The sequence below is a fragment of the Streptomyces sp. NPDC053560 genome, from assembly GCF_044544605.1.
In the GTDB taxonomy this organism is placed as follows: Bacteria; Actinomycetota; Actinomycetes; order Streptomycetales; family Streptomycetaceae; genus Streptomyces.
On record NZ_JBITXI010000014.1, the window covers coordinates 48,347 to 67,061 of the forward strand.

18 protein-coding genes and 1 tRNA gene are annotated in these 18,715 nt (G+C 69.6%); 9 read left to right on the plus strand and 10 right to left on the minus strand.

From position 1 onward, the window contains the following. Positions 1-20: 20 nt before the first annotated feature. Complete coding sequence (locus ACIGQF_RS30060) at positions 21-383, minus strand: helix-turn-helix domain-containing protein (protein WP_361553444.1); 363 nt, start codon at positions 381-383, stop codon at positions 21-23. A gap of 152 nt (positions 384-535) precedes the next feature. Here ACIGQF_RS30060 and ACIGQF_RS30065 point away from each other — a divergent pair, with 152 nt between their 5' ends. Further along, the gene (locus ACIGQF_RS30065; protein WP_399716644.1) at positions 536-1,186 is read left to right on the plus strand and encodes an FMN-dependent NADH-azoreductase; all 651 of its coding nucleotides are present in this window, start codon (positions 536-538) and stop codon (positions 1,184-1,186) included. Between the two features lie 155 nt (positions 1,187-1,341). On the opposite strand, the gene ACIGQF_RS30070 is transcribed toward ACIGQF_RS30065, so the two are convergent. Next, positions 1,342-1,425, minus strand: a tRNA-Leu gene (locus ACIGQF_RS30070). A 555-nt stretch (positions 1,426-1,980) separates the two neighbouring features. Here ACIGQF_RS30070 and ACIGQF_RS30075 point away from each other — a divergent pair. The 6 genes from ACIGQF_RS30075 to pknB all read left to right on the plus strand — a co-directional run bounded on the left by ACIGQF_RS30075 (position 1,981) and on the right by pknB (position 9,990). Then, positions 1,981-2,793 (plus strand): FhaA domain-containing protein, encoded by an 813-nt coding sequence (locus ACIGQF_RS30075; RefSeq protein WP_399716647.1) that lies wholly within the window; start codon positions 1,981-1,983, stop codon positions 2,791-2,793. 10 nt (positions 2,794-2,803) lie between these two features. Further along, a complete protein-coding gene (locus ACIGQF_RS30080) occupies positions 2,804-3,337 on the plus strand; it encodes an FHA domain-containing protein (protein ID WP_361553434.1) in 534 nt (177 codons plus the stop codon). A gap of 129 nt (positions 3,338-3,466) precedes the next feature. Then, on the plus strand, positions 3,467-4,978 hold the full coding sequence (locus ACIGQF_RS30085; RefSeq protein WP_399716650.1) for a PP2C family protein-serine/threonine phosphatase: 1,512 nt from the start codon (positions 3,467-3,469) through the stop codon (positions 4,976-4,978). 23 nt (positions 4,979-5,001) lie between these two features. Then, on the plus strand, positions 5,002-6,399 hold the full coding sequence (locus ACIGQF_RS30090; RefSeq protein WP_399716652.1) for an FtsW/RodA/SpoVE family cell cycle protein: 1,398 nt from the start codon (positions 5,002-5,004) through the stop codon (positions 6,397-6,399). Beyond that, on the plus strand, positions 6,396-7,862 hold the full coding sequence (locus tag ACIGQF_RS30095) for a peptidoglycan D,D-transpeptidase FtsI family protein (protein WP_399716655.1): 1,467 nt from the start codon (positions 6,396-6,398) through the stop codon (positions 7,860-7,862). Before ACIGQF_RS30090 ends, ACIGQF_RS30095 begins: the two co-directional genes overlap by 4 nt. Positions 7,863-8,007: 145 nt before the next feature. Further along, on the plus strand, positions 8,008-9,990 hold the full coding sequence (pknB, locus tag ACIGQF_RS30100) for a Stk1 family PASTA domain-containing Ser/Thr kinase (protein WP_399716657.1): 1,983 nt from the start codon (positions 8,008-8,010) through the stop codon (positions 9,988-9,990). Between the two features lie 129 nt (positions 9,991-10,119). Here the strand turns inward: pknB and ACIGQF_RS30105 are convergent, their stop codons facing one another. From ACIGQF_RS30105 to ACIGQF_RS30130, 6 genes are all read right to left on the minus strand, one after another. Continuing rightward, a complete protein-coding gene (locus tag ACIGQF_RS30105) occupies positions 10,120-10,788 on the minus strand; it encodes a class E sortase (protein ID WP_399717151.1) in 669 nt (222 codons plus the stop codon). A 161-nt stretch (positions 10,789-10,949) separates the two neighbouring features. After that, the gene (locus ACIGQF_RS30110) at positions 10,950-12,377 is read right to left on the minus strand and encodes a class E sortase (RefSeq protein ID WP_399716660.1); all 1,428 of its coding nucleotides are present in this window, start codon (positions 12,375-12,377) and stop codon (positions 10,950-10,952) included. Then, a complete protein-coding gene (locus tag ACIGQF_RS30115; RefSeq protein WP_399716662.1) occupies positions 12,374-13,012 on the minus strand; it encodes an aminodeoxychorismate/anthranilate synthase component II in 639 nt (212 codons plus the stop codon). Before ACIGQF_RS30115 ends, ACIGQF_RS30110 begins: the two co-directional genes overlap by 4 nt. Continuing rightward, a complete protein-coding gene (locus ACIGQF_RS30120; RefSeq protein WP_361553413.1) occupies positions 13,009-13,185 on the minus strand; it encodes a hypothetical protein in 177 nt (58 codons plus the stop codon). The genes ACIGQF_RS30115 and ACIGQF_RS30120 overlap by 4 nt, the downstream gene beginning before the upstream one ends. A 71-nt stretch (positions 13,186-13,256) precedes the next feature. After that, positions 13,257-13,997 (minus strand): class E sortase, encoded by a 741-nt coding sequence (locus ACIGQF_RS30125; RefSeq protein WP_399716665.1) that lies wholly within the window; start codon positions 13,995-13,997, stop codon positions 13,257-13,259. 82 nt (positions 13,998-14,079) lie between these two features. Continuing rightward, a complete protein-coding gene (locus tag ACIGQF_RS30130) occupies positions 14,080-14,850 on the minus strand; it encodes a DUF881 domain-containing protein (RefSeq protein ID WP_399716667.1) in 771 nt (256 codons plus the stop codon). Positions 14,851-14,991: 141 nt separating this feature from the next. Between ACIGQF_RS30130 and crgA the strand changes: the two genes are divergently transcribed. Then, a complete protein-coding gene (crgA, locus tag ACIGQF_RS30135) occupies positions 14,992-15,249 on the plus strand; it encodes a cell division protein CrgA (protein WP_030615198.1) in 258 nt (85 codons plus the stop codon). A 597-nt stretch (positions 15,250-15,846) separates the two neighbouring features. Here the strand turns inward: crgA and ACIGQF_RS30140 are convergent. After that, positions 15,847-16,776 carry a rhomboid family intramembrane serine protease gene (locus ACIGQF_RS30140; RefSeq protein ID WP_361553404.1) on the minus strand — a complete coding sequence of 310 codons (930 nt, stop codon included), beginning with the start codon at positions 16,774-16,776 and terminating at the stop codon, positions 15,847-15,849. Positions 16,777-16,961: 185 nt separating this feature from the next. Then, complete coding sequence (locus ACIGQF_RS30145) at positions 16,962-17,489, minus strand: peptidylprolyl isomerase (RefSeq protein ID WP_399716670.1); 528 nt, start codon at positions 17,487-17,489, stop codon at positions 16,962-16,964. A gap of 448 nt (positions 17,490-17,937) precedes the next feature. On the opposite strand from ACIGQF_RS30145, the gene ACIGQF_RS30150 reads away from it, so the two are divergent. Next, positions 17,938-18,651, plus strand: a complete 714-nt coding sequence (locus ACIGQF_RS30150; protein ID WP_399716673.1) for a DUF5324 family protein — start codon at positions 17,938-17,940, stop codon at positions 18,649-18,651. Positions 18,652-18,715 lie beyond the last annotated feature (64 nt).

Below are 18,715 nucleotides of genomic sequence, written 5' to 3' on the forward strand. Positions count from 1 at the left end.
CCCGAAGAGGCTCGCCCCCGTCAGTCCCGAAACCGCTCCGGGCACTGGCCGCCGTCCGCGAGATACGTCTCGGCCCAGCGTGCGAGTTCCTTGAGCGCCGGCTCCAGGGCGAGGCCGGCGGTGGAGAGCCGGTACGCGACGCGCAGCGGCGGTCCGGCGTCGACCTCGCGGACCACCAGGCCCGCCGAGCCCAGTTCCACGAGGCGGTCGGAGAGCATGCGCTCACTGATGCCCGGGATCGCCCGCCGAAGATCGGCGAAGTGCACCGGGCCGGACATCAAGGTGGCCACGATCAGCCCCGTCCACCGCTTTCCGAGCAGCCCGAAGACGCGCGTCATACCGCTGTCGACCTGCTTGCATGCCTCTCCGCCGCGCTCAGCCATGAGACCAGGGTACTGCTTTCCCGTTGGGGACTGCAGAAAAGTAAGCTACTGTGCTATTAATAGGAACATACGGTTTTCCATCCACTGCCGAGGAAGGGGACGCCGGCCATCGGCCCCGGCCCCTACCGGCCTCCAGCCACCAGGAGCCCACCATGGCCACGCTGCTGCTCATCGACTCGTCCGTCTCCCCCGAAGGCGTCTCCGCCTCGCGCGCGGTGACCACCGCGTTCCGTAAGACCTGGGAGGAGCAGCACCCCGGCGGCACGGTGATCCACCGCGATCTGGCCGTCGACCCGCTGCCGCACCTCGACGGCGTCGCCGCCTCGGCCGGTTTCAGTGACCCCGCCACCCACACTCCGGAGCAGCAGTCGGCGTTCGCGGTGCGGACGAAGCTCGCCGAGGAGATCGAGCAGGCGGACGCGATCGTCATCGGCGCCCCGATGTACAACTTCACGATTCCGTCGACCCTGAAGGCGTGGCTGGACCAGACGATCATCATGGGCCGCACCGCCGGCGAGACCCCGTCCGCGAAGGGCACCCCGGTCGTCGTCGTCGCGAGCCGTGGCGGCAGCTACGCCCCGGGCACCCCGCGCGAGAGCTTCGAGTACGTGCAGAACTACCTGGAGTCCGTGCTGACCGGCGCCTTCGGCTTCGAGGTGCACTTCATCGTGCCCGAGCTCACCATGGCCCCGTCGAATCCGGCGATGGCCGAGCTGATCCCGCTCTTCGAGGCCTCCCGCGAGAAGGTCCAGCAGGAGGCGGTCACCAAGGCCAAGGAGCTCGCGGAGCGCGTCGCCGCCTGAGCCCGACCGGCCCACCGGAGAGGGGATGTGAGGTACGCCTCACATCCCCTTCTCTGTCACTGCTCCCCGCCGCAACCACCCCGCGGCCGCCCCCACAGCACCCCGAACAACGAAAAACCCCCGGTCCGGATCTCTCCGGGACCGGGGGTCCTCTGTGCGCGAGGGGGGAGTTGAACCCCCACGCCCTTTCGGGCACTGGAACCTGAATCCAGCGCGTCTGCCTATTCCGCCACCCGCGCATGGGTGTTGCCGTTCGATTCTCTCACCGGTGATCCGGGCCGTTGGTCCGGGTCTTCGGCGGGAGCGCCTTTCGACATGGAAAACATTAGCACGCTGCGAGGGGTGCCTTCACACTCGTTCTCCGCGGGCCACCTCACGGCCGGACCTGGGGCGTCTCCCCGACGGCTTCATGGCCGGTCCCGGGCGCCGCTCTCGAACGCTACGCGCTCCGGCTCGTACGGACCGCTCGTGCGCCGGTCACCCGCCCGGCCCCGCTGCGGGCATCCAATCCTCCCCGTCGCGTCAGTACGGCGCCCGCCACAAAGGTCCATCCGGGCCCCGCGCACCTCCTCAACGGCCCCGCCCGCCCGGGGAGCCCGGCAGTTGCGGGACACTGTCGTCCGGCCGCATCTACGATCGCAGTCAGCATGGGACGGCGAGCGTGGGCAACCTTGTGAGAGGCGACACTCGTCCTCTAGGCGGGAAAGGGGAACCAGCTGTTTTCCCGACGCGTGGATACGATCAGTAAGCAGTACAGGGGCGACCCTGAAGAAGACTGAGGAAGGAGGTGCCCCGTGGGAGTACTGAAACGCTTCGAGCAGCGTCTCGAGGGCCTCGTCAACGGCACCTTCGCCAAGGTGTTCAAGTCCGAGGTGCAGCCCGTGGAGATCGCGGGCGCGCTCCAGCGTGAGTGCGACAACAACGCCACGATCTGGAACCGCGACCGGACCGTCGTCCCCAATGACTTCATCGTGGAGCTGAGCACGCCGGACTACGAGCGCCTCAGCCCCTACAGCGGTCAGCTCGGCGACGAGCTGTCCAGCATGGTGCGGGACTACGCCAAGCAGCAGCGCTACACGTTCATGGGCGCGATCAAGGTCCACCTCGAAAAGGCGGAGGACCTCGACACCGGCCTGTACCGCGTGCGCAGCCGCACTCTCGCCGCCAGTTCGTCACAGCAGGGAGGCGCCGCCCCGCAGGGGGCAGGCGCGGCCCGGGCCGGCCGGCCCGGCGGCGGACACGTGGGCCCGCCCCCCATGCCCTCGTCTCCTCCGCCCGGTGCGCCGCAGGCCGCGCGCACCGGCGCCGGACCGCAGCCGCAGGCCGAGACCCGGCGCTGGATCGAGATCAACGGCACCCGCCATCAGATCTCGCGTCCGACGCTGGTGCTCGGCCGCAGCACCGACGCCGATGTACGCATCGACGATCCGGGGGTCTCGCGCCGCCACTGCGAGATCCGGACCGGATCGCCGTCCTCGATCCAGGATCTCGGGTCGACGAACGGCATCGTGGTGGACGGGCAGCACACCACCCGCGCTACGCTCCGCGACGGCTCGCGGATCGTCGTGGGCAGCACCACCATCGTTTACCGGCAAGCCGAAGGGTGAAGCGGGGGCAATGTCAGAGCTGACCCTCACGGTCATGCGGTTGGGTTTCCTCGCCGTACTGTGGCTGTTCGTCATCGTGGCCGTACAGGTCATCCGCAGCGATCTGTTCGGCACGCGCGTCACGCAGCGCGGCGCCGCTCGTCGCGGGGGCCAGGAGCCGCGGGGCGCACAGCGGCAGGCGGCGGCACCGCAGCAGGCGCAGCGTCGTCAGGAGAGCGGGCGCGGCGGCAACAACCGCCAGCGCCGCGGCGCACCCACCAAGCTGGTGGTCTCCGAAGGGACCCTCACGGGTACGACGGTCGCCCTGCAGGGCCAGACCATCACGCTGGGACGGGCGCACGATTCCACGATCGTGCTGGACGACGACTACGCCTCCAGCCGGCATGCCAGGATCTACCCGGACCGTGACGGGCAGTGGATCGTCGAGGACCTCGGGTCCACGAACGGCACGTATCTCGACCGGACCCGGCTGACGACTCCGACGCCGATTCCGCTGGGAGCGCCGATCCGCATCGGCAAGACCGTCATCGAGCTGCGGAAGTAGTACGACAATGAGCGAGCGGAGCGAGCGAGCCGCGGCGGTCCACTCGGCCGGCCCGTGCGCGCTCCCGACCGGAGGGTGGGCAGTGTGGCGCGAGACCGGCTGTACCCCGAGCCGACGGGCGAGGTGCGCATGAGTCTGTCACTGCGCTTTGCCGCGGGGTCCCACAAGGGCATGATCCGGGAGGGCAACGAGGACTCCGGGTACGCCGGCCCGCGCCTGCTCGCCATTGCCGACGGCATGGGCGGCCAGGCCGCCGGTGAGGTCGCCTCGTCCGAGGTGATCTCCACCCTCGTCCAGCTCGACGACGATGTGCCGGGTTCCGACATCCTCACCTCGCTCGGTACTGCCGTGCAGCGCGCCAACGACCAGTTGCGCGTCATGGTCGAGGAGGACCCGCAGCTGGAGGGCATGGGGACGACCCTGACCGCCCTGCTGTGGACCGGACAGCGGCTCGGCCTCGTGCACGTCGGCGACTCCCGTGCGTACCTGCTGCGCGACGGGGTGCTGACCCAGATCACGCAGGACCACACGTGGGTGCAGCGGCTGGTCGACGAGGGCCGGATCACCGAGGAAGAGGCCACGACGCACCCGCAGCGGTCGCTGCTGATGCGGGCGCTGGGCAGCGGTGACCATGTCGAGCCGGACCTCTCCATCAGAGAGGTGCGCGCCGGGGACCGGTACCTGATCTGTTCGGACGGTCTGTCGGGGGTGGTGAGCCACCAGACGCTGGAGGACACCCTCGCCAGCTACCAGGGCCCGCACGAGACGGTGCAGGAGCTGATCCAGCTCGCGCTGCGCGGCGGTGGCCCGGACAACATCACCTGCATCGTGGCCGACGTGCTGAACGTCGACGACACCGACACCCTCGCGGGCCAGCTGAACGACACCCCGGTGATCGTGGGCGCGGTCGCGGAGAACCAGCACCAGTTCGGTGACGGTGCCATGCAGACCCCGGCGGGCCGCGCGGCCGAGCTGGGGCGGGGCGGTCGCGGTGACGTACCGCAGCAGCCGTCCGGCGGCTTCGGCCCGCCAGGGAGCGGCGCCGAGACGGTTCCGCCGCAGGGCGCGTACGGCGCGTTCGTCGACGAGGACTACGCGCAGCCGCGGCGGCGCGGCCGGTGGATCAAGCCGACGCTGATCGTCGCGCTGTGTCTGGCCGTGGTCGGCGGTGGTCTGTACGCGGGGTACCGCTGGACGCAGTCGCAGTACTTCGTGGGTGCCAAGAGCGGGCATGTGGCCCTGTATCAGGGCATCAGCCAGGACCTGGCGTGGTTCAGCATGAACAAGATCGACCAGGACCACCCCGAGATCGAACTCAAGTACCTGCCGGCCTACCAGCGCAAGCAGGTCGAGGAGACGATCGCGGTCGACAGCCGGACGCAGGCGCTGGCCAAGGTCGGCGAGCTCGGCAAGCAGGCCGGCGCGTGCAAGTCCATGCAGCAGCGGGAGGCCGCTGAGCGCGAGGCGGCCCGCAAGAAGAGCGAGGGCCGGGCCGGCGGGACCGCCGGTACCAAGCCGGACTCGACCTCCGGGCCGGGCAGCTCGACGAGCAGCGCGAGCCCCACTCCCACGCCGTCCACCAGCAACTCCCCCTCCGCGGAGCAGCAGCGGCTGGAAAAGAATTGCAGCACCCAGCAGTGAGGGCGTAGGGGGCAGTTGATCTCATGAGCAGTACCAGCAACACCACCACCATCGGGACGATCGGAGCCCCGAGCCGCCGGAACACCGAACTGGCGCTGCTCGTGTTCGCCGTGATCATCCCGGTGTTCGCCTACATCAATGTCGGGCTCGCCAAGGAGGACACGGTCCCCGCGGGCGTGCTCGGCTACGCGCTGGGCCTCGGCCTGCTGGCGGGCGTCGCGCACCTGGTCGTGCGGAAGTGGGCGCCGTACGCGGACCCGCTGATGCTGCCGATCGCGACGCTGCTGAACGGCCTGGGCCTGGTGTTCATCTGGCGCCTGGACCAGGAGCCGCAGATCACCACGCCGCAGCTGGGCGGGGCGATGGCGCCGGGGCAGCTGATGTGGTCGACGCTGGGCGTGGCGCTGTTCCTGGGCGTACTGATCTTCCTGAAGGACCACCGTGTCCTGCAGCGCTACACCTACATTTCGATGGTGGTGGCGCTGGTCCTGCTGATCCTGCCGGTGTTCTTCCCGGCCCGCTTCGGTGCCCGCATCTGGATCACGATCCCGGGCGTGGGTTCGCTGCAGCCGGGCGAGTTCGCGAAGATCATCATCGCGATCTTCTTCGCCGGATACCTGATGGTGAAGCGGGACGCGCTGGCGCTGGCCAGCCGCCGCTTCATGGGCCTGTACCTGCCGCGCGGCCGCGACCTCGGCCCGATCCTGGTCATCTGGGCGCTCAGCCTGATGATCCTGGTCTTCGAGACCGACCTCGGTACGTCGCTGCTGTTCTTCGGCCTCTTCGTGATCATGCTGTACGTCGCGACGGAGCGGACCAGCTGGATCGTCTTCGGTCTGCTGCTCAGCGGCGCCGGCGCGGTGGCCGTGGCCTCCTTCGAGTCCCACGTGAAGACCCGTGTGCACAACTGGCTCAACCCCCTGGACCTGCTGAACGGCGGCGTCACCGAGACCGCGCAGGCGATGTACTCCTTCGGCTCCGGCGGCATTCTCGGCACGGGCCTGGGGCAGGGCTACTCGCGCCTCATCGGCGGTATCGCGCCGAAGAGCGACTACATCCTCGCCACCGTCGGCGAGGAGATCGGCCTGGCCGGTCTGATGGCGATCCTGCTGCTGTACGGCCTGCTCATCGAGCGCGGCATCCGTACGGCGCTGGCCGCCCGCGACCCGTTCGGCAAACTGCTGGCCGTCGGTCTGTCCGGCGCGTTCGCGCTGCAGGTCTTCGTCGTCGCCGGCGGTGTCACCGGGCTGATCCCGCTGACCGGTATGACGATGCCGTTCCTGGCGCAGGGTGGTTCGTCCGTCATCGCCAACTGGGCGCTGGTGGCGATCCTGCTCCGGATCAGTGACACCGCGCGCCGGCCGGCCCCGGCCCCCGCCCCCTCGACCGACGCCGAGATGACCCAGGTGGTCCGACCGTGAACAAGCCCCTGCGCCGCGTCGCGATCTTCTGCGGCCTTCTCGTCCTCGCTCTGCTCATCCGCGTCAACTGGGTGCAGTTCGTCCAGGCCGACGAACTCAAGAACGATTCCCACAACCGCCGGGTGGCCATCGAGCGGTACAGCATCCCGCGCGGCAACATCATCGTCGGCGACAAGGCCGTGACCGGCTCGACCACCACGGACAGCGGCGACTTCAAGTACAAGCGCACGTACAAGGAAGGCCCCATGTGGGCGCCGGTCACCGGGTACGCCTCGCAGGCGTTCGACGCCAACCAGCTGGAGAAGCTGTACGACCCGATCCTGACCGGCACCGACGACAAGCTCTTCTTCAGCCGCACGGTGGACATGTTCACCGGCGAGAAGCAGCAGGGCGGCGACGTCGTCACCACGCTCGACGCCAAGGCGCAGAAGGCCGCGTACGAGGGCCTGAAGGGCAAGAAGGGCGCGGTCGCGGCCATCAACCCGGAGACCGGCGCGATCCTCGCCCTGTCCTCCGCACCGTCCTACGACCCGTCCAGCTTCGCCGGCATGAGCGACGACGACGCCAAGGCGTACAACGGGCTGCTGAAGAAGAGCAACCCCGACGAGCCGATGCTGAACCGGGCGCTGCGCCAGACCTACCCGCCGGGCTCGACCTTCAAGGTCGTCACCGCGGCCGCGGCGCTGGAGAACGGCCTGTACACGGACATCGACGCGAAGACGAACTCGCCGCTGCCCTACTACCTGCCGGACACCGCGCACCAGCCGCTGAACAACGAGGGCAACCTCCCGTGCAAGGACGCCAGCCTCCGTGAGGCGCTGCGCGTGTCCTGCAACAGCGTCTTCGGCAAGATCAGCGCCGACCTCGGCAACGAGAAGATGATCAAGGAGGCCGACGAGTTCGGCTTCAACAAGGAGCACTTCACGCCGGTCCGCGCGGACGCCAGCGTCTACCCCAAGGACAACCGGCCGCAGAACGCCATGGCCGGCATCGGCCAGGCCTCCAACCGCGCCACGCCGCTCCAGATGGCCATGGTCGCCTCGGCGGTCGCCAACGGCGGCACGCTGATGAAGCCGTACATGGTCGACAAGCTGGTCGCACCGAACCTGAACGTGCTGCAGCAGACCCAGCCGGAGAAGCTCAGCGAGCCGCTGAAGCCGGAGAACGCGCAGAAGCTGCAGGACATGATGGAGACGGTCGTCAAGACCGGTACCGGTACCACCGCGCAGATCCCGGGTGTGACGGTCGGCGGCAAGACGGGTACCGCGCAGCACGGCGAGGACAACAAGGACAACCCGTACGCCTGGTTCATCTCCTACGCCAAGACCGACAAGGGCACCCCGGTGGCCGTCGCCGTGGTCATCGAGGGCTCCGACACCCTCCGTGGCGACATCGCCGGTGGCAAGCTGGCGGCGCCCGTCGCCAAGGCGGTCATGGAGGCGGTACTCGACGGCAACAAGTGACCTCGGTCACGACCGTACCGGTCGCATATCAGGTGGCGGCCGCGGCCGGGCCGCGTCAGGCGTGCCGGGTACGGTATGCCCGAACAGCACACCGCCGGACCACACACAGGTGCGGTCGGGATCGACGGAGAGGGCTGGAGTAGCTATGGAAGAGCCGCGTCGCCTCGGCGGCCGGTACGAGCTGGGCTCGGTGCTCGGCCGCGGCGGCATGGCCGAGGTCTACCTCGCCCATGACACCCGCCTGGGGCGCACCGTCGCTGTGAAGACGCTGCGGGTCGACCTGGCCCGCGATCCGTCTTTCCAGGCCCGGTTCCGCCGTGAGGCCCAGTCGGCAGCCTCGCTGAACCATCCGTCCATCGTCGCGGTGTACGACACCGGCGAGGACTATGTCGACGGCGTCTCGATCCCGTACATCGTGATGGAGTACGTCGACGGTTCCACGCTGCGTGAGCTGCTGCACTCCGGTCGCAAGCTGCTGCCCGAGCGGTCTCTGGAGATGACCATCGGCGTGCTGCAGGCGCTGGAGTACTCGCACCGGGCGGGCATCGTCCACCGCGACATCAAGCCCGCGAACGTCATGCTGACCCGCACCGGTCAGGTGAAGGTCATGGACTTCGGCATCGCCCGTGCGATGGGTGATGCCGGCATGACGATGACGCAGACCGCAGCGGTGATCGGCACGGCGCAGTACCTCTCCCCGGAGCAGGCCAAGGGCGAGACCGTCGACGCGCGGTCCGACCTGTACTCCACCGGCTGCCTGCTGTACGAGCTGCTGACCGTGCGGCCGCCGTTCGTCGGCGACTCCCCGGTCGCGGTCGCGTACCAGCACGTGCGGGAAGAGCCGCAGCCGCCGAGCAACTTCGACCCCGAGATCACGCCCGAGATGGACGCGATCGTCCTCAAGGCCCTGGTCAAGGACCCGGACTACCGCTACCAGTCGGCGGACGAGATGCGCGCCGACATCGAGGCCGCGCTGGACGGGCAGCCGGTCGCGGCCACCGCGGCGCTCGGCGCCGTCGGCTACGACCAGGACCAGCCCACCGCGACGCTGCGGCCGCAGGACCCGGCGGGCGCCACCTCCATGCTGCCGCCGACCAATCCGGACGACGGCGGTTACGGGTACGACGAGCGGCCCGACCGGCGCCGCGGCCAGAAGAAGAACCGCACCTCCACGATCCTGCTGGTCCTGGCGGCGATCCTGGTGCTGATCGGTGCGATCTTCATCGGCAAGGCGATGTTCAGTGGCGGCAAGACCGAGGGCAGCTTCCCGGCCCCCAGCCTGGTCGGCAAGACCCTGGACGAGGCGCGGCAGGCCGGCCGCAACGGCGACTTCAAGGTCGTCAAGGGCGGCAGCAAGACCTGCGACAACGTGAAGAAGGGGCAGGTCACCAAGCAGAACCCGACGGCCGGCTCCGACATCGAGAAGGACGACACGGTCACGGTGACGATGTGCACCGGCGTCGCCAAGGTCACCGTGCCGGATGTGAAGGGCTACACCTTCGACAAGGCGAAGTCCATCCTGGAGGGCAAGGGCTTCACCGACATCCAGCAGACCAGCGAGGCCTCCGACCAGACCCCGGGCTCGGTCATCAAGCAGAACCCCGAGAGCCAGACCGAGGCGGCCAAGGACAAGACGATCACCCTGACCGTCGCGGCCGAGAAGCCGAAGACCTCGGTGCCCGACGTCACCAACAAGCCCTTCGACCAGGCGCAGAAGCAGCTGACCGACCTGGGCTTCAAGGTGTCCCGGACCGATCAGGAGTCCGACCAGCCGGCCGACACCGTGCTGTCGCAGGACCCGGCCGGCGGCAGCCAGGCCGAGAACGGATCCCAGATCACCCTGACGGTCGCCAAGGCTGCCGAGAAGGTCCAGGTGCCCGACCTGGCCAACCAGAAGCTCAAGGACGCCAAGAAGACCCTCACCGACATGGGTCTCGCGGTCGGCAACATCACCGGTCCGCAGGACGACAACTCCACCGTTGTGGTCTCCGACCCGATCGCCGGCACGGAGGTCGCCAAGGGCACCTCCGTGAACGTCACGACGATGCCCGGCAACGGGAACGACGGCGGCGGGGACGACGGCGGCTGGTGGGGCGGCGTCGGCAACTGGGGCCGCGACAAGCACTGACGCCGAGGCACAACCGGCGGCAGCAGCCAGCACATGAGAGGGCCCGGGGCGATCACTCGCCCCGGGCCCTCTCGCATGCGCGACGGACAGCGGGTCACCCGCCCCGCTCGCCGCGTACCGCGGTGGCGGCTAGCGCAGTTCCTTCGGCGGGGTGCGGTCGGCGTCGACCTTTTCGGTGCGGACCAGCTCGCCCCAGACGATGTAGCGGTAGTTCGAGGTGTAGACCGGCGTGCAGGTCGTCAGGGTGATGTAGCGGCCCGGCTTGCGCTTGCCGGACTCCTTGGGGACCTTGTTCAGCACGTCGACGTTGAACTTGGTCGTCTCCGGCAGGGTCGCGAAGACCTTGTAGACGTACCAGCGGTGCTGCGACTCGTAGACGATCGGGTCGCCGTCCTTGAGCTTGTCGATGTTGTGGAACTTGGCGCCGTGTCCGTCCCGGTGCGCGGCGAGCGTGAAGTTGCCGCTCTTGTCCTGCGGCAGCGCGGACTTCACCGGCTCGGTGTAGTAGCCGGCGACCCCGTCGTTGAGGATCTTGCTGCTGGTGCCCTTCTTGACCAGCACCTCGCCGTTCTTCATCGCGGGGACGTGCAGGAAGCCGATGCCGTCCTTGGTGTCCAGCTCCTTCTGCTCCTCCGGCCCCGACGAATCGGCCCAGTGCTGCCGGATCCGGTCGCCCTGGTGGTGCGCCTCGCGGTCGGCGAGGACGTTGGTCCACCACAGCGAGTAGGCGACGAAGAGGCCCATCACCACGCCGGCCGTGATCAGCAGTTCGCCGATGAAGCTGACGACCGCGGCTATCCGGCGCCGTACCTTCCGCGGCGCGGGCCGGGACGCCGCGCCGGGCGCCCCGGACGTCCGTGACGACCCGGTGTCATCGGTCGACGACCCGTTGTCATCGGTCCCCTCGACGTCCGCGTCCTGTCCGGTGGCAGTCACCGCGTGGTACCCCCTGATGGTGCTCAGCTGACGAGCGCATCCGGCTTGCCCTTGCTCCGCGGTCGCTCCTCGACCATCTTGCCCCACACGATCATCCGGTAGGTACTGGTGAACTCCGGGGTGCACGTGGTCAGCGTGAGGTACCGGCCGGGCCCGGTGAAACCGGAGCCGGGCGGGACCGGGCCGATGACACCGACATTGGAGGGCAGGGTCTGCGGAAGGATGCTCGCCATCTCGTACGTGTAGAAGCGGGTGCGGGTCTCGACGACGATCTTGTCGCCCTTCACCAGCCGGTTGATGTAGCGGAACGGCTCACCGTGGGTGTTGCGGTGGCCCGCCACCGCGAAGTTGCCGGTCTTGTCCCAGGGCATCGCCGTCTTCAGCTTGCCCTCGCCGTAGTGGCCGACCATGCCGCGGTCCAGGACCTCGTGCTTGCTGATGCCCTCGGCGATCGGGACCTTCACATCCAGCTTCGGGATGTACATGATCGCGAAGCCCTCGCCGGGCGAGAACGCACCCGCCGCGCGCTTGTCGTCCTCGCCGTCCTTGTCCCACTGCTGCTGGAGGTTGTTGGCCGCGCCGCCCGCCTCGTTGTGCGCCAGGACGTTGGTCCACCACAGCTGGTACGCGACGAACAGCAGCATCAGCACGCCGAGGGTGATGAACGCCTCTCCGGTGATCCGGCTGGCGACGACGCCGACACTCTCCTTGCGGGCACGCGCGGCCTGGCGTGCGGCGACCCTCGACGTCGGAGCAGGCTCGGGAGGGGTCTCCGAGGCCGGGGTGGCGTGGCGGCCGCGTCTGCCGCCCCGTTTGGCGGCCGCCTGCGCCGCTCTGCGCCGCTCGGCGCGGCCACCGGTCGTCGGAGGCGTGGTTTCACGTGAAACAGCGTCCCCGGGCCGTTTCACGGCCTTCGGGTCCGCCTGCCGCAGCGCCATCGTTTCGTCATCGGCGGGCAGGGACGGAACTGCCGGCGCGACGACGGTGTCCGCAGCGGCGAGCGCCGCCTGAGCCGAGGCCCGGTCGTGGGCCGGACCTTGCTCGTACGCCGAAGGCTGGTTGTACGCCGGAGCCCGGCCCGGTGCCGGAGGCTGGTCGTGTGCCGGAATGCGGTCGAAGAGGGCGGTCGGCTCGTAGGCAGCGGGCTGCTGGTAATCGGCAGTCTGCTGGTAGCCGGCAACCGAGGGGAAGTCGGAGGGCTGCTGGAGGTCGGCAGCCGGCCGGAAGCCGGAAGGCTGTTCGTACGGGCGGGCTGCCTGGTCGTACGCGGAGGCAGCCTGCTGGTTCTGGACCGGCTGCGCCCCCTGTCCGCCGTCGTCCTGGCCGGGCAGCGGGTCCGTGAGGGGATCGCCGAGCTGCCCGACGGCCGCCTCGAACGCGGCAGGGTCGCCGTACGGATCGTAAGGACCGTACGACGACGTGCCTTCGCGCTCGGGGCGGAGCGCGGTCACGCGCCGGCCTTGCCGACCACCGGGGCGAGCCCCGTCGAACGCTCCACAGCTCCCTCGTCACCGCACTCGACCAGCCAGTTGGCGAGCATTCCGTGGCCCCACTCGGTCAGCACCGACTCCGGGTGGAACTGCACGCCCTCGACCTGCAGTTCGCGGTGGCGTACGCCCATGACCAGGCCGGTTTCCGTCCAGGCGGTGACCTCCAGCTCGGTCGGCAGGGTGTCCCGCTCGACCGACAGGGAGTGGTACCGGGTGGCCGTGAACGGCGAGGGCAGGCCCTGGAAGACGCCCTTGTGCTCGTGCGTCACCAGGGACGTCTTGCCGTGCAGCAGCTCGGGGGCGCGGCCGACGACGCCGCCGTACGCCACCGCCATGGACTGCATGCCCAGGCACACGCCGAAGACCGGCACGCCGGTGTCCGCGCAGTGCCGCACCATGTCGATGCAGACGCCGGCCTGCTCGGGCGCGCCGGGGCCGGGCGACAGCAGGACGCCGTCGAACCCGTCCTGCGCGTGCCCCGGCTCCACCTCGTCGTTCCGCCGCACCTCGCACTCGGCACCGAGCTGGTAGAGGTACTGGACGAGGTTGAAGACGAAGCTGTCGTAGTTGTCGACGACGAGGATCTTCGCGCTCATCGGACGGCCCCCATTCCCTGGTCCACCGTGACGTCGCCGAAGGGCAGCAGCGGCTCCGCCCATGGAAAGACGTACTGGAAGAGCAGGAAGACGATCGCCAGCGCGAGCACGAGCGAGATCAGTGCCTTCACCCATGCGTTGCCCGGCAGATGCCGCCAGATCCAGCCGTACATGCTGTCCCTACTTGCCGATGCCAATGGTCATTTGCCCCACCAGAGTAAGGGGCGAGTCCCGGCGGTGTGGCTCAGCTGCGCAATGCGGACGGACGTCCCCCGGCCACGGGCTCGGTCGCGTCCAGGTGCGCCCAGGCGATCAGCCGGTGACTGTGCCCCCACTCTGGCTCGCAGGTCGTAAGGGTGAGGTAACGGCCGGGACCTTCGTAGCCGGATTTGCGCGGTACGGGGTCGATGACCCCGATGTCGCCGGGGAGGGTGCGGTAGGGGCGCTTGTCGATGCGGTACGTGAACCACGTCGTGCCGTCGCTGATCACGACCGCGTCGCCGGGCCGCAGCCGCGGGAAGTCCTTGAACGGGTCGCCGTAGGTGCGGCGGTGGCCGGCGACGGCGAAGTTGCCGGTGGCGCCGGGCCGGGCGGTGCGGGCGTAGTGGCCGAGGCCCTTCTTCAGGGTGCCGGTGGCGGTGCCCTCCAGGACGGGTTTGGCCCAGTCGCGGCCGAACCGCGGGATGTACATGACGGCGAAGGGCTCGCCGTCCCGGTACGCGGGCTGCGGCGGCGGTCCGTCGTCCGACGGGCCGCCCTCACTCGGAGATGCGGTGCCGTCCGGGGACGGTCCGCCGGGGGCGGGCGAGGCGGTGGCGACCGGCCCCGTGGACCAGCGTTCCTGCAGTCTGCCGAGTTCGCCGTCCATCGCGCTGTCGGCCCGTACGCCGGTCCAGAAGAGCACGTAGACCACGAAGAGGACGATCAGGCTGCCGACGGTGAGGCACAGCTCACTGAAGGTCCTGACGACCCACCGTACGGACATGCCCCCGCCCTCCCGTCACCCGGCCACCGCCCCAAGGAGCTTGGCGCCCCTGCCTCCCCGCTCCGGCGCGCGCCGACGCGCGCTACGGCTGCACGGGCTGTGCGTAGTGGAGATCCACTGTGCCGGAGTAACCGGGCAGAGTCATCGTTCCGCGCGGCTCGACTTTCCAGCCGAGTCCGTAGGCGTCGACGTACTGCAGGTAGTTCTGGATCGCGGGAGAGGTGTTGAGCGCGTCGGAGAGCGCCTGGCGGTCGCCCACGGCGGTGACGGTGTAGGGCGGGGAGTAGACGCGGCCCTGGAGGATCAGGGTGTTGCCGACGCAGCGGACCGCGCTGGTGGAGATGAGCCGCTGGTCCATGACCTTGATGCCCTTGGCGCCGCCCTTCCACAGGGCGTTGACGACGGCCTGCAGGTCCTGCTGGTGGATGACCAGGTCATTGGGCTGCGGCTCGGGCACGCCGGGGATCTTGGCGGTGGCGTTGGGCGGGGCGTCGGTGAGGGTGACGGAGAGGCCCTGGCCGGACACCTTCTTCGTGCCCGCGTTCTTCTCCAGCGCCTGCACCCGGGCCTTGTCGGCATCGGTGCTGCCGCTGTCCTCGTCGGCGAGCCGGTCGACGTCGGAGCGGAGGGAGGCGTTGCGCTCGTCCTGGATCTTGTTCTTCTGGCTGTGGTCCTGGATGAGGTCCGACAGCCGCAGCATCGAATCGTCCGAGCGCAGGTTGGTGCCGCGTGCGGTGTCGAAGCTGATCCAGAAGAGCAGTCCGGCGAGCGCGAAGACCGCCAGCGTCAACAGCCGTACGGGGCGCAGCCGCGGACGCGGACGGCGGCCGGGGGAGTCAGCGGAATTGCTCAACGTACCCTTACTCCTTACGACGCCGCGGAAGCACTACGCTAACGGACGCCCGGGGGGAGCACCCGATCCCCGACGCCCCCCGACCGGCGCCAGCCTTGTACATCCGCGCGGTTACGCAGCGCATCGACAGGAGAGTTCCTCGTGCCGAAGTCACGGATCCGCAAGAAGGACGACTTCACGCCGCCGCCGGCGAAGCAGACCAGTTCGATCAAGCTGAACTCAGGGCGGGGCTGGGTGGCGCCGCTGATGCTGGCGATGTTCATGATCGGCCTGGCCTGGATCGTGTGCTTCTACGTGACCGAGGGCGATCTGCCGATCAAGTCGATGGGAAACTGGAACATCGTCGCCGGCTTCGGCTTCATCGCGGTGGGCTTCGGCGTCTCCACGCAGTGGAAGTAGCCCGGCCCGTCTCCACGCGGCGGAAGTAGCCCCGGCCTTCCGCTCTGCCTGATCACCGGGCAGGTGCGACTGGGTCACCGGGCCGGCTCGACGCGTACTGGCCCGGTGTGTCCGTCGTTCCATGGAGCGATGCGGCCTCGCATGCCGTAGAGCGGCGTGGCTGCGTGCCTCGGAGCGGGCCCGGAAGGCGCGCTGAACGCAAGCTGTGCCCAAGACCATCCACACGGTTATCCACAGCCGGGGAAAACTTCAGAAGATCTGTGGATAACCCCCGTGGGGTTGACGCCGGTCACACCGGAGGCGGGTGGCGCGGAGGCCCCGGGACCACTGGGTTGTACTGGGAAAACGTCCCTGCAGCGGCCCCCCTTGCCGGGATTCTGCACGGTGCGCGCAGGGGGCGACACGAGCTGTGGACAAGTGAACGGCCGGTCACTCCCCACGAGTGGCCTGTGGGTATACCGGTGTTCCTGTGGGGGACGCGGGTCGGCCGTTTCCTGTGGGAAAACAAGCCGACGTTTCCGGTGAGGGCGGGCCCTCAGTCCCCCGGCGGGACCGCCCCGGGCGGGGCCGAGCCACCCGCCCCCGCAGGCCGGCCCCTCACCCCGTCAGCTGTGCCGTGCGTACCCAGACCACCGCGACGATCACCAGGAGCGCCAGTACGCAGGCGCCGGCCTGGACGAGGTTCCGGCGGCCGCGCGGGGCGTGCACCATCGCGTACGTCACGGCGGCGCCCACCACCAGGCCGCCGACGTGGGCCTGCCAGGCGATGTTCGGCCACAGGAACGTGAAGGCGAGGTTGAGGCCGAGCAGGATCAGTACCGGCTTCATGTCGTAGTTCAGCCGGCGCAGCAGCACCGCCGTGGCGCCCAGCAGCCCGAAGATCGCGCCGGACGCGCCCAGCGACGGCTGGTTCTGCGCGGCGAGCAGGTACGACAGGGCGCTGCCGCCCAGTCCGGCGAGGAAGTACAGCGCGAGGAACCTGACCCGGCCGAGCGCCGCCTCCAGCGGCGGCCCCAGCCACCACAGCGAAAGCATGTTGAACGCGAAGTGCATGACCTGCTCGTGCAGGAACATCGCGGTGATCAGGCGGTACCACTCGCCGTGCGCGACGCCGACGACATGCAGCTCGCCGGGGTCGAAGGCCCAGCCGACCAGGTCCAGCGCGTTGACGAAGGGATCCTTGAGCACCAGGGCCGCGACGAGGACCGCGGTGTTGACGCCGATGAGGATCTTGGTGAGCAGCCGCGGGTCGGCGGTCAGGGCGCCGCCGGCGACCGTGCGGGGCCGGTTCGCGCCCGGCGCGTGCCCCGTGCCGCTGCCGCCGCGTACGCACTCCGGGCAGTGGAAGCCGACGGAGGCGCTGACCATGCATTCCGGACAGATCGGCCGGTCACAGCGGGTGCAGGTGATGCCGGTGGCCCGGTCGGGGTGGCGGTAACAGCCGCGCGCGTCGTTCCGGTCCTCCGGCGAACCGTTTCCGCCCTGGGCGTCCCGCGGCTCCTGCGGATTACCTGGCGCCTGCTCCATCGCTACCCCTCGTCGTCAGTGGCCCGCGGCACCGACACGCTGCGCGCCCCGCCTGGTCTACGACCGGGCGGGGCGTCATGGTTCCACGCCGCCCGCGGCCGGGCGCGGGCAGGGGTGACCGGCGGTGCCGGCGCGTCCTCGCCGAGGCGGGCGGGTTCCGACGGCCTGCTCGGCGGCGACGCCCTTCAGCGGGTCTCGACGACGACCTGCTCGATGACGACGTCGTTGACCGGGCGGTCGGTGCGGGGGTTCGTCTGGGTGGTCGCGATGGCGTCCACGACCTTCTTGCTCTCCTCGTTGGAGACCTCACCGAAGATGGTGTGCTTGCCGGTCAGCCACGCGGTCGGCGACACGGTGATGAAGAACTGCGAGCCGTTGGTACCCGGGCCGGCGTTGGCCATGGCCAGCAGGTACGGGCGGTCGAACACCAGGTCGGGGTGGAACTCGTCGGCGAACTCGTAGCCCGGGCCACCGGTGCCGTTGCCCAGCGGGTCGCCGCCCTGCAGCATGAAGCCGCTGATCACGCGGTGGAAGACAGTGCCGTCGTACAGCTTGTCCGTGGACTTCTGACCGGTCGCCGGGTTCGTCCACTCACGCTCGCCCTTGGCGAGCTCGACGAAGTTCTTGACCGTCTTCGGGGCGTGGTTCGGCAGGAGCCGAAGTTCAATGTCGCCCTGGTTGGTCTTCAGGGTGGCGTAGAGCTGCTCAGCCACGATCTACCTTCCATAAGTCTTCACTGACGGTTCCCGATCCTCGCACGAACGGCCGCGCCCGTCCCCCGCACGCCACCTCACGACCGGTGTTCGCACTGATTTCCCCCCCACCCCGACGTTTCCCGCGCCCGTCAGCGGGGACCCGTACATTCCGGTCGGGAAGCGGTCATCGACCGGTACCGGCCGGACGACAGGAAACGCAGACAGGGGGCGAGAAACCGCCGAATCGCGATACCGCGGCCGGAAGCCGCCTAAGCGGCACACGCCGCGCCGAACCGTGGCATTGTCATCACAAGGCGCCCGAAGTCCGCATTGACCCGGATGCCCGCCAGCACGTGCCGTACGCCCGCTGCGCAGGCATGATCTGCAAGCGGGCGGAGAGGCGAGAGACAGCAGACGTGGGCAAGCGCCCCCGAGCCCGGACACGCCACCCGATGAGGAGGATCCCGTGACCCGCAAGGACAGCGTGCGCGCCGCGACCGGCACGGCCAAGGAGAGCGTGCGGCACGCCGCGGAGGTGGTGGCTCCGTATGCCGGCACGGCCAAGGAGACCGCCGTGCACCTCACCCATGAGGCGCGTACGAAACTGGCCCCGAAGGTGAGCGAGGCCGCGCATCAGGCCCGTCACCAGTACGACGCGCGGCTGCAGCCCCGCCTGGAGCACGCCCGCGGCGCGCTGCCCCCGAAGGTCGACGCCGCCGCGACCAAGGCCGCGGCCCGTACCCGCAAGGCCGCCCGGCAGGCCACCGACTACACCGCACCGCGCGTGGAGAAGGCCGTACGCAACGCCCGTGCCGCGGCCGAGCCCGCCCGCGAGGAGGCCGTGCTGCGCGGATCCGCCGCGCTGGCGGCGCTGCGCGGAAATGTCACCGCAGCCGAGATCGAGAAGCTCGCCAAGAAGCACCGCCGCCGGGCGCGTACCGGCAAGGCCCTCAAGCGGGTCACCCTGCTCGGCATCCTCGCCGGCGGCGCCTACGCCGCGTGGAAGTGGTGGGACAAGCAGGCCAACCCCGACTGGCTGGTCGAGCCGCCCGCCGCGACCGAGGTCGGCGAGCGCACCCCGCTGAGCGCCGTGGACGGCAGCCCCGGCGCGGTCCTGGACCCCGAGGTCCAGGCGAAGCAGGCGGAATCCGAGGCGGACGAACGCCACGGACAGCCGTAAGGCGGGCGGGATCGTGGTCCCGCCGCCGCAGCAGAAAGCCCTCCGAACGCGTTTCCGCAGTTCG